Origin of the sequence: Shewanella olleyana, from assembly GCF_023283825.1 — a bacterium.
GTDB classification, from domain to species: Bacteria; Pseudomonadota; Gammaproteobacteria; order Enterobacterales; family Shewanellaceae; genus Shewanella; species Shewanella olleyana.
The window spans coordinates 1-15,317 of sequence record NZ_JAKILD010000013.1; the positions used below are offsets into that span (position 1 = coordinate 1).

General features: G+C 40.2%; 9 protein-coding genes, 2 rRNA genes and 1 pseudogene. 5 read left to right on the forward strand and 7 right to left on the reverse strand.

Features of this window, described 5'->3' with window-relative positions; translation table 11 throughout:
* The 4 genes and pseudogenes from L2735_RS10705 to L2735_RS10720 all read left to right on the forward strand — a co-directional run.
* A 23S ribosomal RNA gene (locus tag L2735_RS10705) occupies positions 1-1,169 on the forward strand; the annotation flags it as partial.
* 206 nt (positions 1,170-1,375) lie between these two features.
* Positions 1,376-1,491: ribosomal RNA gene (gene rrf, locus L2735_RS10710) — 5S ribosomal RNA — on the forward strand.
* Between the two features lie 404 nt (positions 1,492-1,895).
* A pseudogene (locus tag L2735_RS10715) lies at positions 1,896-2,912 on the forward strand (IS110 family RNA-guided transposase).
* Positions 2,913-3,626: 714 nt separating this feature from the next.
* Complete coding sequence (locus L2735_RS10720; protein ID WP_248984700.1) at positions 3,627-6,128, forward strand: bifunctional diguanylate cyclase/phosphodiesterase; 2,502 nt, start codon at positions 3,627-3,629, stop codon at positions 6,126-6,128.
* Positions 6,129-6,157: 29 nt separating this feature from the next.
* Here L2735_RS10720 and L2735_RS10725 read toward each other — a convergent pair whose 3' ends face one another.
* Positions 6,158-7,102, reverse strand: coding sequence for an alpha/beta fold hydrolase (locus tag L2735_RS10725; protein WP_248984701.1), 945 nt, complete (start codon positions 7,100-7,102; stop codon positions 6,158-6,160).
* Between the two features lie 165 nt (positions 7,103-7,267).
* A complete protein-coding gene (locus tag L2735_RS10730) occupies positions 7,268-9,097 on the reverse strand; it encodes a DUF885 domain-containing protein (protein ID WP_248984702.1) in 1,830 nt (609 codons plus the stop codon).
* Positions 9,098-9,321: 224 nt separating this feature from the next.
* On the opposite strand from L2735_RS10730, the gene add reads away from it, so the two are divergent.
* Positions 9,322-10,317: an adenosine deaminase gene (gene add / locus L2735_RS10735; RefSeq protein WP_248984703.1), complete on the forward strand. Its 996-nt coding sequence runs from the start codon at positions 9,322-9,324 to the stop codon at positions 10,315-10,317.
* A 98-nt stretch (positions 10,318-10,415) separates the two neighbouring features.
* Here the strand turns inward: add and hemN are convergent, their stop codons facing one another.
* The 5 genes from hemN to L2735_RS10760 all read right to left on the reverse strand — a co-directional run bounded on the left by hemN (position 10,416) and on the right by L2735_RS10760 (position 15,276).
* Complete coding sequence (gene hemN, locus L2735_RS10740; protein WP_283104608.1) at positions 10,416-11,792, reverse strand: oxygen-independent coproporphyrinogen III oxidase; 1,377 nt, start codon at positions 11,790-11,792, stop codon at positions 10,416-10,418.
* A gap of 240 nt (positions 11,793-12,032) precedes the next feature.
* The gene (locus L2735_RS10745; RefSeq protein ID WP_248984705.1) at positions 12,033-12,494 is read right to left on the reverse strand and encodes a DUF2489 domain-containing protein; all 462 of its coding nucleotides are present in this window, start codon (positions 12,492-12,494) and stop codon (positions 12,033-12,035) included.
* 76 nt (positions 12,495-12,570) lie between these two features.
* Positions 12,571-13,125 (reverse strand): Der GTPase-activating protein YihI, encoded by a 555-nt coding sequence (gene yihI / locus L2735_RS10750; RefSeq protein WP_248984706.1) that lies wholly within the window; start codon positions 13,123-13,125, stop codon positions 12,571-12,573.
* Between the two features lie 56 nt (positions 13,126-13,181).
* Positions 13,182-13,844: a methyltransferase domain-containing protein gene (locus L2735_RS10755; protein ID WP_248984707.1), complete on the reverse strand. Its 663-nt coding sequence runs from the start codon at positions 13,842-13,844 to the stop codon at positions 13,182-13,184.
* A gap of 811 nt (positions 13,845-14,655) precedes the next feature.
* Positions 14,656-15,276: a c-type cytochrome gene (locus L2735_RS10760; RefSeq protein ID WP_248984708.1), complete on the reverse strand. Its 621-nt coding sequence runs from the start codon at positions 15,274-15,276 to the stop codon at positions 14,656-14,658.
* Between the last annotated feature and the right edge of the window lie 41 nt (positions 15,277-15,317).

Genomic DNA, 15,317 nt, shown 5'->3' on the forward strand with positions numbered 1-15,317 from the left:
CTAAGCTGCTGGCAGTCGCAGATACCAGGTGGCTGCAACTGTTTATCAAAAACACAGTACTGTGCAAAATCGCAAGATGACGTATACGGTATGACGCCTGCCCGGTGCTTGAAGGTTAATTGATTGGGTTATCTTCGGAGAAGCTCATGATCGAAGCCCAAGTAAACGGCGGCCGTAACTATAACGGTCCTAAGGTAGCGAAATTCCTTGTCGGGTAAGTTCCGACCTGCACGAATGGCGTAATGATGGCCACGCTGTCTCCAGCCGAGACTCAGTGAAGTTGAAATTGCGGTGAAGATGCCGTATACCCGCGGCTAGACGGAAAGACCCCGTGAACCTTTACTATAGCTTGGCACTGAACATTGAACCTACATGTGTAGGATAGGTGGGAGACTTTGAAGCTTCGTCGCTAGATGGAGTGGAGTCAATCTTGAAATACCACCCTTGTAGTTTTGATGTTCTAACCGCGGCCCCTTATCGGGGTTCGGGACAGTGCCTGGTGGGTAGTTTGACTGGGGCGGTCTCCTCCCAAAGAGTAACGGAGGAGCACGAAGGTTGGCTAAGTACGGTCGGACATCGTACGGTTAGTGCAATGGCATAAGCCAGCTTAACTGCGAGACATACACGTCGAGCAGGTACGAAAGTAGGTCATAGTGATCCGGTGGTTCTGTATGGAAGGGCCATCGCTCAACGGATAAAAGGTACTCCGGGGATAACAGGCTGATACCGCCCAAGAGTTCATATCGACGGCGGTGTTTGGCACCTCGATGTCGGCTCATCACATCCTGGGGCTGAAGTCGGTCCCAAGGGTATGGCTGTTCGCCATTTAAAGTGGTACGCGAGCTGGGTTCAGAACGTCGTGAGACAGTTCGGTCCCTATCTGCCGTGGGCGTTGGATGATTGAAGGAAGCTGCTCCTAGTACGAGAGGACCGGAGTGGACGAACCGCTGGTGTTCGGGTTGTTATGCCAATAGCATTGCCCGGTAGCTACGTTCGGAATCGATAACCGCTGAAAGCATCTAAGCGGGAAGCGAGTCCTAAGATGAGTCATCCCTAGGAATTTAATTCCTCTAAAGAGCCGTTCGAGACTAGGACGTTGATAGGCAGGGTGTGTAAGCGTTGTGAGGCGTTGAGCTAACCTGTACTAATGACTCGTGAGGCTTAACCATACAACCCAAATGGGTTTTGATGGCAACATCAAGTGTGGTAACTAGATTTATTGCGTGACCTTAGTGAAGAATAAAGCGCTTAATAAAGTATGGTCATAAAATGCTCCTGCATTTATGACATCAAGTACATCCATGTACTCGAAAACTCAAAGAACAACAGCTTTCCGAATTTCGTTAATTGCGACAGCGATTAACAACCGAATTTGCTTGGTGACAATAGCATTGTGGTACCACCTGATCCCATCCCGAACTCAGTAGTGAAACGCAATAGCGCCGATGATAGTGTGGGGTCTCCCCATGTGAAAGTAGGTCATTGCCAAGCGCCTAATACGACGAACCCCGCTACGATGTAGCGGGGTTTTTCTTTGCCTGAAGAAAATAAGCAGCAGGTTAGACACATCAACAGCTGATAGTGTGGTCGATATGCCCATGTAAAAGTCAGTCATTATCAAGCGCCTAATTTCTCTTAATTGAGAGCAGATAGCCCGTCACTTATGTAACGGGCTTTTTTGTGCCTGAAATTTAGGGCCAAGTTAAGACATAAAGCTATATCAACATCTGATAGTGTAGTCGGTATGCCAATGTGAAAATAGGCTATTGTCAAAGCGCCCAATTTCTCTTTATAAGAGCGCAGAAAGCCCGTTGATAATGTAACGGGCTTAATTAGATGGTCCGCCTCACCCCTAAGCTAAACTTAAGGTTTGGCAATCAAAGAGGCGAACCATCATGTCTATTATTAAAGTCATTGGAATTGATTTAGGCAAATCTACTTTTCATCTTGTTGGGCATGACCACACCGGTCGTGAACAATTTCGTCAACACATGAGCCGTTCAAAGCTCATTCAATTTCTGTCACAAAAGCCCAAAACGACGATTGCCATGGAGTCATGTGGTGGTTCTCACTGGTTGGCAAGAAAATGCCAAAGCCTCGGTCATGAGGTTAAACTCATTCCTCCTCAATATGTTAAACCTTACGTTAAAACCAATAAAAATGATTATATTGATGCCGATGCGATAGCCGAAGCGTCGACGCACCCATCGATGCGCTTTGTTGGTGTGAAAACTGAAACCGCTCAGGTTATCTCAGTGATCCAACGCATTCGCTCTAGTTACGTAAAAGAGCGCACAGCGTGCATGTCCCGTATTGGCGCTATCTTGCTTGAGTTTGGCATGAGCTTTCCCAAAGGGCATAGTAAGATGAAAGCGTTGTTTCAGTGGCTTGCCGATAATAAAGAGCCTATTCCCAGTTTGCTAATGCAGGAGTTGATTGAGCATCACGAATACTATGGACAGCTTAATGAGCGTATTGCAGGACAAGATAGAAAGCTGAAACAGCTTGTCGAGCAGAGCGAAGACGCTCAATTGCTGAAACCTATTCCAGGTGTAGGAGATTTAACAGCGAGTCAGTGCTTAGCCGATATCTCAGATGCGGGTCACTTTAAAAATGGGCGGCAGTGAGCAGCGTGGGTAGGATTAGTCCCACATCAATACTCAACAGGTGGGAAAAGCACCTTATTGGGAATAAGTAAGCGGGGCAATAAAGCGCTGAGAACCTTGTTCATTCATGGGGCTCGGTCGATTTTATCAAGGCCAGAAGTTGCGGTGGGTGTATTTGGAGAATGGATACTTGAGCTAAGAGCGAGGAAGCCATTTAATTTCGCCGTTGTTGCTTTGGCGAATAAGCTAGTTCGAATAGCGTGGTCAGTGTTATCGACCAGACAAGCATTTGAAATAAGAGTTTAACCCGAGTTTGCAGATGATAAAGAAGATGGCAGAACGGTCAGACCACTAGATTGAAGACCTAACACAAAAAACAGCAACCCATTATGCTTTGGGCTTTTTGAGGACAATCTAGCGCGGAACTCATCGTGGAGCGGGTGGTAAAGCACCTAATGAAGACTCCGAATACATTAGCGCAAACCAACCTCGTTATCGAAAATATCATTTGCAATAACGAGGCGGACCATACATTTTGTGTCTGAATTTAGCGTTAAGTTTAGGACTATTAGCTGCTAACTCTATGTCCCATCACCTGTAATAGCAGTGTGTGATATGGCCATGCGTCCCTACTGGGATAATGACAAGCATCTAATTTTAGATAGCAAGCTGCTCACGTAAGGGGCTTTTTGGCATCTGGGATTTGAGAAGTAAATATGCGAACGGTTTTATTCGATAAATAAGCTTGTGGTCATCATGCCCATATAAGTGTGAGTCATTGCGGAAGTTGATGGGGGAACTCTTAAATAGTTTATGAACTAACTCTTTTTTGATTCAAGTTACTTTTACTTATAGGTTCAAAATTACAATTGAGATATGTGGAGTTTGTTTCTGAATACTCTTATTTATCAGACAAATGACCTATGTTTTACTATAAAAGCTATTTAAGGTTGTTGATTGTTGTGGTCTCTAGTATGTTACTCATGCGATACAATCTTATTAACAAATAATGGTGTTATTTTGCCAAAACGACCTTCTTTTTCACTATCTTTTTTAGTGCCATTTTTTTTATGCTCACTCTACTTACTATTAGTGAGTGGTGAGTTTTATTATGAAAAAGAGGAATTACGTTCGGAATTAGCTGAAAACGAATCTAAGCAAATCCAAAAAGACTTATTTAGAATGATTCATGTGGTTGAATCAGCGTTAGCAATTCAAGATATCACCAGAATCGAGCAAGAAGTTTCCCTTATTTCAACTGATAGCAATATGATGGTTTATGTCATATTGGATGCTTCCAGTAGGATCAAGTTCGCAAACCATGTCATTTGGCGTGAGAGTAACGCTAAGGATGTGATTGAAGGCTATTCTGATGAACGTCATCAAGAAGTGGTAGTGGCAGAACAAGCCTATTTCAATATTAACTATGATCGACTCTCTATTCAGGCTTACTACCCTGTAAATACTGCTGCTAAATATAGTTATTCCAGTGCAGTAGACGTGATTTACCTCGAATATGATATTTCATCTTTAATTGCAGATGCTTCTGATCAGCTCCAAAAAAGGTTTATTTATATTTGGGGGATTGGTGGTCTGTTGGTTATTTTCTTTTGCTATGCATTATATTGGTTGCTGATAAGGCCTATTAAGCAACTTACAGCTAGAGCTAATAATGTACTTCAGTCAAATCCCGATAAGACTAAAATTAATTGTTTAGTTGAAGAAGTTTATAACTTAGGTGACTCCCTATTAAAGGTTGAAAAGCGACTTATAGACAATAATCAAAAAGTCAGCAACTCTGAACAGCGTTGGCTATATTCCATCAGTGCAAATAACAATGGCATCTGGGATTGGAATACAGAAACCAACGAAGTATTCATGTCTGATAACTGGAAAGAAATTTTAGGTTTTAGACCAGAAGAGATAGAGAATTGTTATGACTCTTGGGAAACTCGCTTACACCCAGATGAGAAAAACACGATCCTAAGAACCATTGATGATTGTTTATCTGGCAAAACGGGTCACTATGAAAGTGTGCATCAGTTGCAAAATAAAGCTGGCGACTTTATTTGGGTGTTGGATAGAGGACAAGTAATTCAATGGGATGAGAGCGGTAAACCCATTAGGATGATAGGCTCTATTACTGATGTAACTTTAGAGCTTAAAAATCAGAAAATAACCGTGGAACGTCAAAGCCATGTGGGTGTTTCTGACATTGTTGATAGAGAAGCGTTAGCTAATGAGCTATTTGATTTACAGGCGTTTGCTCGTAAGTCCAATCAATATTGTACTATGTTGCTGATTAATTTGAGTAACATAAAATTGGTAAACGAAGCCGTTGGAGAGCAATTAGGTGATCGGCTGTTAATGCAGATATCTGCTAGATTAGCAGGTACTTTTTCAGGGAGCTGTTTACTGAGCCGTTTAGGTGATGATGAATTTGTTATTTCAGCCAAAAACTTAGGCAGCAGCCTAGAGCATGCAAACAAGCGAGCATTATCATTAGCAAGTGAAGTACGGCAAGTTATTGGTAGAAGTTTTACATTGTCAGGACAAAGTGTTTCAGTATTCACTAAAGTGGGCATGGTGGTATTCGACGGTAAAGAATCATTAGAACCAAGTCAGCTACTTTCTCGAGCTGATAAAGCCCTTGGTAAGGCAATAGAAAGCCAAACAAATACGTGTGTATTGCACAGCTTGCAGTTGGATGGAAGTCATCATGAGCCGCAAAAGCTGCAGCAAGAGTTAAAGAAAGCCATTAAGCTGAAACAAATGTCTTTGGTATATCAACCTGTGGTTGATATCGATGGTAATACTGAGAGCGTTGAAGTCTTGATGCGTTGGTATCATCCTGAATTTGGCTTTATTAGTCCTAAACAATTTATACCTGTCGCAGAACTTTCTAATTCTATTTTTGAACTAGAGCTCTGGATGCTTGATGAAGTGTGCTTATTCATCGAAAACTTACAAAAAACAGAGATCACATGCCCTTGTTTCTCTATTAATATATCTTCAAGACACTTCCATCAAGATATGTTTGTACAAGTGATCCAAGACAGAATTAAACAACATAAAATCAGTCCTGAACTGGTACAGTTAGAGTTATCTGAGGATATTTTCTCAATCAATGCAGCGGCGGCTAAAGATAAGATTCTATGTTTGCAACGTTCAGGTATCCGAATTGCTTTGGACGATTTTGGCTCTGGCTTATGTCCATTATACCGATTTCATGGAATCCACTTTTCTCAAGTGAAAATTGCGGCAAACTACATTAAAGATATTGCGATATCTGAAGAGTCTCGTAATATTTTCACTTCGTTAATACAATTGACGAATCAGCTGAAATATCCTGCAGTGGTAAAGCAGGTTGAAGATCGTCAGCAGCTAACTACGTTAACTCAATTAAAAAGTAATTTATTCCAAGGTTATGTGATTAGCCGACCTTTAACGCAGCAGGATATAAAGCACCTGTTAGAGTCAGAGTTGACTCTGAGCGTGGTGTGGAAGGTGCCTTTTAGTTAAAACTGAATGGTAACTTTATACTTCATTGCTTAATGTTGTTCTAGAAACGATATTAGCGTGCGCAAGGCTTGGTTACGGGCTTCATCTGCTTCAATAAACACTTCATGCTGACAGTTGTTAATTCTACGGATTTGACAATGGTCATTTTCAGCTCTATTTTGCGCAGCATTATCAACAATAGCATCATCTAAAGCCTGCAAAACCATGATGGGTTTGATACTTAAAGCTGCAGCTTTTATTGCTCTATCAGCAGCATCCATGGCTTCAACTAGCCAATGATTGGTTGGTGAACCGAGTTGAATATTTGGGTTCTGTTGAAATACATCTAATATTTGTTGGTATCTAGTTGGGCTATTTGTCAGATGATTCTTAGTAAATTCTACTGGCTCGTAATCAGTGCCACCTAATACATAGTTAGGTTGTTTATTCGGTTGCTTATCAGTATAAGTATCAAGTAGCGAGGCGAGAGAACGAATAAAGGCTTTTTTGAATGGCAGCTTTATCCCGTACATCGGCGCTGAGAATACCGCGGCATTAAAGGTGGCAGGAAATTGCTCCATGTAAAGCGTACCGATAGTTCCCCCCATTGAGTGTCCTACTAGATACAAATCCTTATGTGATTCAGGTTTAACAACTTTCTCTATGAAGTCGTTTAAGTCGTCAATGTAGGTTTGAAACTTATCAATATGTCCTTGATGAGGGTTGTCAGTAATTCTGGATGATAAGCCTTGGCCACGATGGTCAACAATATAGAGGCTATATCCATGCTGATACAGGTCAAACATCAATTCTTTATATTTAAGGTAACTTTCGACACGTCCGCTACTAATGACAATCGCTTTGGTATTGTCGGTGTGCTTGATGTAAGCATAGGCAAGTGAAACATTATCTTTTTCGAGTTTAGATTGAGTGACTGATTGCCAGAACTTTTGTTGTTCATCGTTGTTTAGTTGATCTTCTGACGAAAAAAGCACAATGCTCACCTTTAGTTAGTAATGGTTTATTTGAAATCATTTATTGAGAATGGAGCAGTGTAGCAAACTAATTTATCTAGTTTTAGATAAAGTACGAGATGGGGTTGATTGAGGAATGTTGACTGAAAATAGTTTCAGCCAACATTTTATTCCTGAAATTTACGATTAAGCTGCTTTTTGCTCTTTAATAAACTCATCAACTTTTTGTTCTAGAATTTCCATGGTCACTGAACCATTTTGCAGTAAAGCATCATGAAACAGTCTAATATCGAAATCTTCACCTAGTTCTGTTTCTGCTTTATCACGTAGTCGTTTGATGGTGAGTTCACCTATTTTGTATGACAGTGCTTGCCCTGGCCATGAAATATAACGATCGATTTCGGTGGTCACGTTATGCATCGATAACGCGGTATTACTTGCCATGAAGTCGATTGCTTTATCACGACTCCAACCTTTAGTGTGCATGCCTGTATCAACGACGAGTCTCGCTGCTCGCCACATTTCATAGGTCAAACGGCCAAAGTTGCTGTAAGGGTCTTGATAAAAGCCAGCTTCAAGCCCTAAATACTCTGAATATAAACCCCAGCCTTCGCCGAAAGCTGAGATATAGCTATAACGTCTAAAGTTAGGTAAGTCAGTTAGCTCTTTATTGAGTGATATTTGTAAATGATGACCAGGGACAGCCTCATGTAAAGTCAGTGCCTCCATTTCATAAAGTGGGCGCTTATCTAATGCGTAGGTGTTTACCCAATAATAACCCGCTTCATCATCACGGTTTGAGCCAGAATAACGACCGGTTGTGTATTTGGGCGCGATTTCAGCCGGAACCGGTTTAATCCCATAAGGCGTTCGCGGTAATGTTGCAAAATATTTGGGTAAAATAGCATCTGCTTTTTTAGCAATATAAGCCGCTTCTTTTAGCAGCTCTTCAGCTGTTTTAGGGTAAAACTGCGGATCGGTTCTTAGAAAATGTAGAAATTCAGCAAAAGAGCCGTCAAATTCAACATCTGCAATAACTTGCTCCATTTCGGCTCTAATTCTGGCAACTTCCTTTAATCCAAGTTGGTGAACCTCATCAGCCGTCATGTTTACAGTGGTGTAATACTCAACTCTGTTTTGATAGAAGGCTTCACCATTAGGCATATCTTTAGCAGCGATAGAAGTGCGCGCATTAGGGATATACTCTTGAGTCATAAAGTCATAGAACTGCTGATAAAGCGGTAATACTTTTTCAGTGACCACCTTTTTACCTTCAGTTGCTAATTGGTTTTTTTGTTGCTCTGAAAAATGGTCAGGAAAATCAGTGAAAGGTTTGTAATAGCCGCTGTCTTCTACTTCGACAATATAGGCACTAATACTGTCCTCAAAACCATCTAAAGTGATTTTAGCTGGAGTGATTCCATTAATAGAGCCCTGTTTTAGCCAAAACGTTTGCTGTGCAAAATAGGTGGGTAATGCATTTAACTTATCTAAGTAATGTTGATAGTCTTCAGCGGTGTTGAGTGGGGTATTGGCAATAGACGCGATGTAAGCATGAAAGCCGCTTTCTGCAGTAATGGGCAAATAATGATCTTTGTAGGTGTACATATCAACACTATTTTGTATTTGATATTGCAGAAGTTGGGCGTTGATTTTGTCGGTTTTAGATAGCTTACTTTTATCTAATTGCTTTAATGATGACAATAATGTTTTCTGGCGTAAGTTCTTTTCGGCTAAAGTTTCAGGCGATAAGTCTGCTAATAATGACGCTTTAGACTCATCACCGAGGGAATAAGCCATTTGAGGCGAATAATCTAAGTTGATTTGCCATGCGCTATCTATAATTGTTTTTAAATCCAGATCTTCAACTTCAGCTTTTTGTATTTCTTGTGGTTTGTTCGATTTCGTTGCCGTTTGTTTAGTATCACCGAGATAATATTGAGCTTTTGAGCCGGTTGTCATTTTACAGCCAGTCACAGCCAACATGATAATCGCTGGCAAGATGAGCTTACGCATGATGAATTCCTTTATCGACAGTAAATTACGAATTAATTATGAGTATCAAGATACCAATTCAGCCAGAATCACGCTAGTAGTATCAATCGAAATAGTTGTTACCGATTATGCTAATTAAGGCGATAAAAACGTCACCTTTTTGTTGATGCATGTTAAACTTCGACCTGCTAGATGTTCATTATATAAAAAACACATTTAGCTCAGAAAATTAATAGGGGTTAATAATGATCAATACATCCATTCCATTAGTTGATTTGCACCGTCATTTAGATGGCAATGTCAGAGTTAATACCATCTGGGAACTCGGACATCAGCATGGAATTAAGCTGCCAGCAGATACATTAGAGGCACTTGCACCTTTCGTGCAAATCCAGGGTAAAGAGAACAGCTTAGTCGCTTTTTTAAAAAAGCTTGATTGGATGGTCGCAGTTTTAGCCGATTTAGATGCTGTAAAACGTGTGGCATATGAGAATGTAGCAGATGCTGCAATTTCTGGACTCGATTACGCTGAGCTTCGTTTTAGCCCATATTACATGGCAATGAACCACAACTTACCGATTGAAGGTGTGGTTGAAGCTGTTATCGATGGTGTCAAAGCTGGCATGAAAGAGCATGCAGTGAAGATTAACCTTATTGGCATTATGTCTCGCTCATTTGGCCAAGAGAAGTGTCGATTAGAACTTGAAGGGCTACTTGCGCATCGCAATGATTTAGTCGGAATGGATTTAGCAGGTGATGAGTTAGGTTTCCCAGGTGACTTGTTTAATGACCATTTTAAGCGAGTACGGGATGCCGGGTTACAAATCACTGCTCATGCAGGTGAAGCTGCGGGCGCAGAAAGTATGTGGCAAGCCATTCAAGAACTAGGTGCGACACGTATTGGTCATGGTGTTAATGCTATTCACGACCCTAAAATGTTGGACTATTTGGTTAAGCATTCAATTGGTATTGAGTCTTGCCCTACAAGCAACTTACATACTTCAACGGTTGCTGATTATGCCTCGCATCCGTTTAATCAATTCCTCGATGCTGGCGTGTTAATTGGTTTAAACACTGATGATCCAGGTGTCAGTAATATTGATATTCAACATGAATATCGCATCGCAAAATCTGAACTTAAACTATCGGATGATCAAATTAGCCAAGTGCAGCGTAACGGTGTTGAAATGGCATTTTTATCAGATAGTGAGCGCAAAGCTTTATACGCTTCAAAGTTATAAATGACAGATTAAGTAATTTATAAGCATAAAAAAACCGCTGAATTTCAGCGGTTTTTTTGTTGAAACGAATCATTTATTTAATGATTCGTTTCAGGCAATTAAATCACACGAGAGAACTGTTGCTGACGCGCTTTTTGACGGTAATAAACATCAAAGCACATACAAATATTACGAATTAACAAACGGCCTGTTGGGCTAATTGTTAGTTTACGGTCAGTAATATCAACTAGTTTGTCATCAATGAATGTTTGAAGAAGTTTTAAATCTTCTGCAAAGTATTCTTCAAAGTTAATATCGAATTGTTGCTCAATCTTAGTGAGATCCAAATCAAAATGACAAATCATCTGCTTGATAACAACGCGACGGATTTCATCATCACGATTTAAGCTACAACCTTTCCATAAGGCATGACCTGTTTCATCAATTGACTCATAGTAAGGACGGATGTCTTTTTGGTTTTGTGCGTAGCAATCACCAATTTGGCTGATTGAAGATACGCCTAAACCAAGTAAGTCACACTCTTCTTGGGTCGTGTAACCTTGGAAATTACGATGTAGCTTACCTGCATTTTGTAACTTCGATAGCTCATCATCTGGCTTAGCAAAGTGATCCATACCAATGAATTGGTAACCTGCACCAGTAAGAGATTCAATGGTTTGATGCAGCATGTCTAATTTTTGCTGTGGTGAAGCCATATCTTCATCTTTAATTTTACGCTGAGCGGCAAAGCGCGATGGTAAATGAGCGTAGTTAAAGATTGATAAACGATCTGGAGATAGCTCAATAACGCGTTTAATGGTTTCTGCAAACGTTTCAGGTGTCTGATGTGGTAGTCCGTAGATTAAATCAGCATTAGTTGAAACAAAGCCCATTTCTTTTGCTTTCGCCATTAAGTCGAAAATGAACTGTTCGTCTTGTTCGCGGTTAACGGCAACTTGAACTTTTTTATTAAAGTCCTGAACCCCAATAGAAATACGGTTAAATCCGGCTTCTTTTAAGGTATCAAGCATGGTTAGTTCGATTTCACGAGGATCAACCTCAATCGAAAACTCACCTTCGTCAGCAAAATTAAAGTGATTTTTGATTAACTTAGATAAAGTTAAAATCTGCTCAGGGTTTAAGAAGGTTGGTGTACCGCCGCCCCAATGCATTTGTGTCACTGTGTAATTTTTGAATAACGGAGCACGTTTTACAATTTCGCTCGCAAGATATTCAATGTACTGATCTGCTTTATGTGCATGACGAGTAATGACTTTATTACAGCCACAGTAATAACAAAGCTTGGCACAGAAAGGAATGTGAATATATAAAGACAGTTTGTCACTTTTACTGGTTTCAATCGCAGAGAGTAGGTTTTGCTCAGTGAAACTATCGTCAAACTCTAGCGCCGTTGGGTACGACGTATAGCGTGGACCACTGTAGTTATATTTTTCGATCATTGACTGATCCCAACTTATTGGTGTGGGCTGCTTCAAGGCACGTTCTCCGAGTAAATTAGCAATAGACGAAGTATGCAGTCATCTTAGACAAAAAACCTTGAACTACGTTGTAAATTTTGAATTTGATGTTGCTAGAAAGGCGATATTTAGTCTGAAAGCTGTGAAGTTTTGTGAAATTGTGGGATGGCTCACAGCCTAAGATAAAAGCTTAAGGCAGTAAAGACCTTTATTAAGGTGTTAATAATAAAGGTCGTATCTAACGCAACTTGCTAAAATTTAATGAATGAAATGAAATTGCGTTATTTTTTGGGCGTCATCAATAAGGCCTTGTTCTAGCCTTGCTTCAGACTTCATGCGCGCTAAATCTAGCTTCATTCGCTGCTGTTTCTCAAGTGACTTTCGGGCTTCTTTTATCGGATGAGCCTTGATGCAATCATAATGCTCGAAGATATGTGGGAACTCAGCTGTCATTTGTTCAGACATGGAAAGGGCTTCAAATAGTTTTGCGATGCGCATGACACCTTCAGAGGGTTCACATCGCTCCTCTAGCATTGCTGCTGCAATGTATTTTATATCATCTAGAATCTGTTGCTTTTTGGCTTTTGCTTCATCTAAACGCTGCTGATTGGCTTCAATAGCTTCTTGTTGCTGTTTCTTGACCTTTAATAAAAGAAAACCTGCATAACAAGCTAAAAGCACAATAACGATAACGGCGAGGGCAATAACAAGGCTAGACACAAATTTTCCTTAATCGAGGTGTGAAAGTAATACATAGAAAAATGGCACGCCATCGGGCATGCCATTTATAAATGATTTAAGACTGGTAGTCTTTTAATACATCAGCGCCGGATTCAAAGCGTTCGTATAAATCATCATCAGAAGCTGGCTTCTTGCCGGTATTAACATTTTGTGCAGGAAGTTCTTCAGCATCAGAGATACCAAGTTTTTCCATCAATGCTTCCATTTTAGCCAGCTGACCGTTCAACCATTTTTGGTCATCAGCAGAAAGGTCTTTACCTTCTTCTAATAAGTCTAATAAATTATTGAATCTAGGATCATCTTCTAGTTTCAGTAATTTTTGCTCATCAGTGAGTTTAGGCTGCTTCACTTTAGCGACTGGTGCTGCAGTTTCTGCTGGTGTGATCATCAACGGCACTGGTTTTTTACTGCCATGACGAGGGTCATTACTTTTAGTCGTCTTAACATGCGGTGATTGCTGTTCAATCAAGGCTTCGTTGTGACGACTACCAGACTTAAGGCCATTATCTTTTTTTCTGCTGCCAGTGACTTTACGATCAGCCTTTTTGACTCTTGGTGCTTGTGTAGGGCCGTTTTCGCCGCCCTTGCGCGATTTTTTACTACGAGCCATCAGTGATCTCATGTGGTTGTAAAAAGTTGGCTAGATAGATATTCATCCACCTTGCACTAAATCAGGATGCGCTTTATATCAGACTTTGATGTTTTTTGCATCAATACGAGCTCTTTTGCTGCAAATAATAGCTTAAATTCGCTGTTTTGTGCTAAATACTCAAAAGTTTGTTGCTGGTAAAAGCTCACGTGGGTTGGGTTATTCTTAAAGTGCCATTTAGAAAAGTGAGTTAAGTCAGTGAGTAGTGACGTGCTAATAGCTAACCAGCCATCATCTTTTAATAAACTGGATATTAATGACCATTCTTTGAAGGGTTGCTGAAAATGCTCTAAAACACGATAGCAACAGATAAAGTCATATTGCTGATTAAACACTTGTTGATCTGTTTTGATAAAGGGGTCGTATTGATTGAGGCGATGTCCTGCTGATTCAATTTTTTCTAAGCTGGTTTGATCCAAAACTCTGCCAAAATTGAGACCGACTAATGGTCCATCTTGTTGAGAACTGATTTGACTCAGTAAAGGTTGGATAAATTGCACTAGCTGTTTTTGTTTGGATGCTTTATTCGCTCGGCCATATCGTTGTAGCTGTGCCGCTGGCATCATGTGTGATTGAGGGTTGGCGAATACCAGTTGGCATTGAGGGCAGCTATAAAAAGCTCTTTTCTTATCTTGGACAAAAAACTCAGCAGCATGACTGCACAACGGGCATTTAATCATTGAAGTTCGATATGATCCAAACAAAGATGAAGTTAATCAATCAATAACAGATTTTTTGAAAAGAAGAAATAAAAAAAGGTGGCAGTAAACTGCCACCTTACAAAATAGTGTTTAATACACCAAATTTTTATTCCAAGTATCCGTACTTGCTATGTGACTATCCCGGTCAATATCCATCTTATTTTTAGAGCTTTCCATGCATTTTTTATTGTTATCGGTCATCAATGACCATTTTTCTTAATCCTGTTGCCGTCCTGACCACAGCTTCCGTAGATGGTCTTCAATGACTCATCAATATCCTAGTTGTCTTCAATGACATTAGTAAACAATCCATGTTTTAAAGTACCTTCCAGTGATAACAAGCCTCCGCAAGTGCATCCTAAGCAATTAGCTTCCTATGCCGCTACTTTAATCCTTAAAGTAGTTTCCTTATGGGGTTTTATCTCTGTTGCGTAAGGGAGTGCTATATCAGCGTGTCGACCAATCGGTCTGTTCCTTACAAATTCTATATGACCTGGATTTCAAGCTGAAATCACGACTCTTATTATTATTAGCGAGTGGCCTTATTTATATTATTGTTATTTATTAATTTTATTCTTATATCTTAAATGTAAACGTATCCGAAATCTGTAAGATGGAATTAATATTTTTGTTCTCACAGCTGGGTTCATCTCGGTACGGGGCTATTTAACCCTAAATGCGTGATCTCTGTCAAGCATGAATATTGTAAAGTTTACGTAAACGTCAACTTTTGGTTGTAAAAAAGGGTGAATAATCACCCTTTTAGCTTCATTTAAATATGAAGAAAAAATTACTTAAGGCTTGAAATATATTGAGATAACGCTTCAATATCACTGTCAGATAACTTTTTAGATACATCTTGCATCATGCCATTTAAATCATTGTTACGCTTTGTATCACGGAACATATTGAGTTGGATTTTGATATATTCAGCATGTTGACCACCAATAGCAGGGAAGCCGGCAAGCTCGCCACCTTTGCCATCTGGTCCATGACATGCCATACAAGATGTAATACCACGAGCCATGTCACCACCTTTATAAAGGGCTTCACCTTCGGCAGGTACATTGGTAACATCTGCGACATTTAATGTTTGACTAGCATAATATGCAGAAACATCTTTAATATCTTGTTCTGATAAAGTCGCTGACATACCAATCATGGTAGGATCGCTACGACCTTCTTTGCCGCCGCTTTTAGCTGCCGCTTGGAAATCATGTAATTGTTTTTCTAGATAAGATGCGTGCTGTCCAGCCAGTTTTGGCCAAATAGGAGCAATGCTGTTACCGTCAACACCGTGACAGGCAGAACACATAACTGATTTAGTTTTACCCGCTTCCACATCACCTTCAGCGATTGCAGGCGTTGATATAGCGGCAAATACAGACAGCGCAAGAGCTAACTTTTTCATGGCGTTCCAACTTCTTATTTAATTTATTGTCCTGAGCTTAC

Coding starts and splice junctions, on each gene's coding strand:
- yihI (WP_248984706.1), bottom strand. CDS start 13,125: ATGGCTCGTAGTAAAAAATCGCGCAAGGGCGGCGAAAACGGCCCTACA.
- L2735_RS10760 (WP_248984708.1), bottom strand. CDS start 15,276: ATGAAAAAGTTAGCTCTTGCGCTGTCTGTATTTGCCGCTATATCAACG.
- L2735_RS10755 (WP_248984707.1), bottom strand. CDS start 13,844: ATGATTAAATGCCCGTTGTGCAGTCATGCTGCTGAGTTTTTTGTCCAA.
- L2735_RS10730 (WP_248984702.1), bottom strand. CDS start 9,097: ATGCGTAAGCTCATCTTGCCAGCGATTATCATGTTGGCTGTGACTGGC.
- add (WP_248984703.1), top strand. CDS start 9,322: ATGATCAATACATCCATTCCATTAGTTGATTTGCACCGTCATTTAGAT.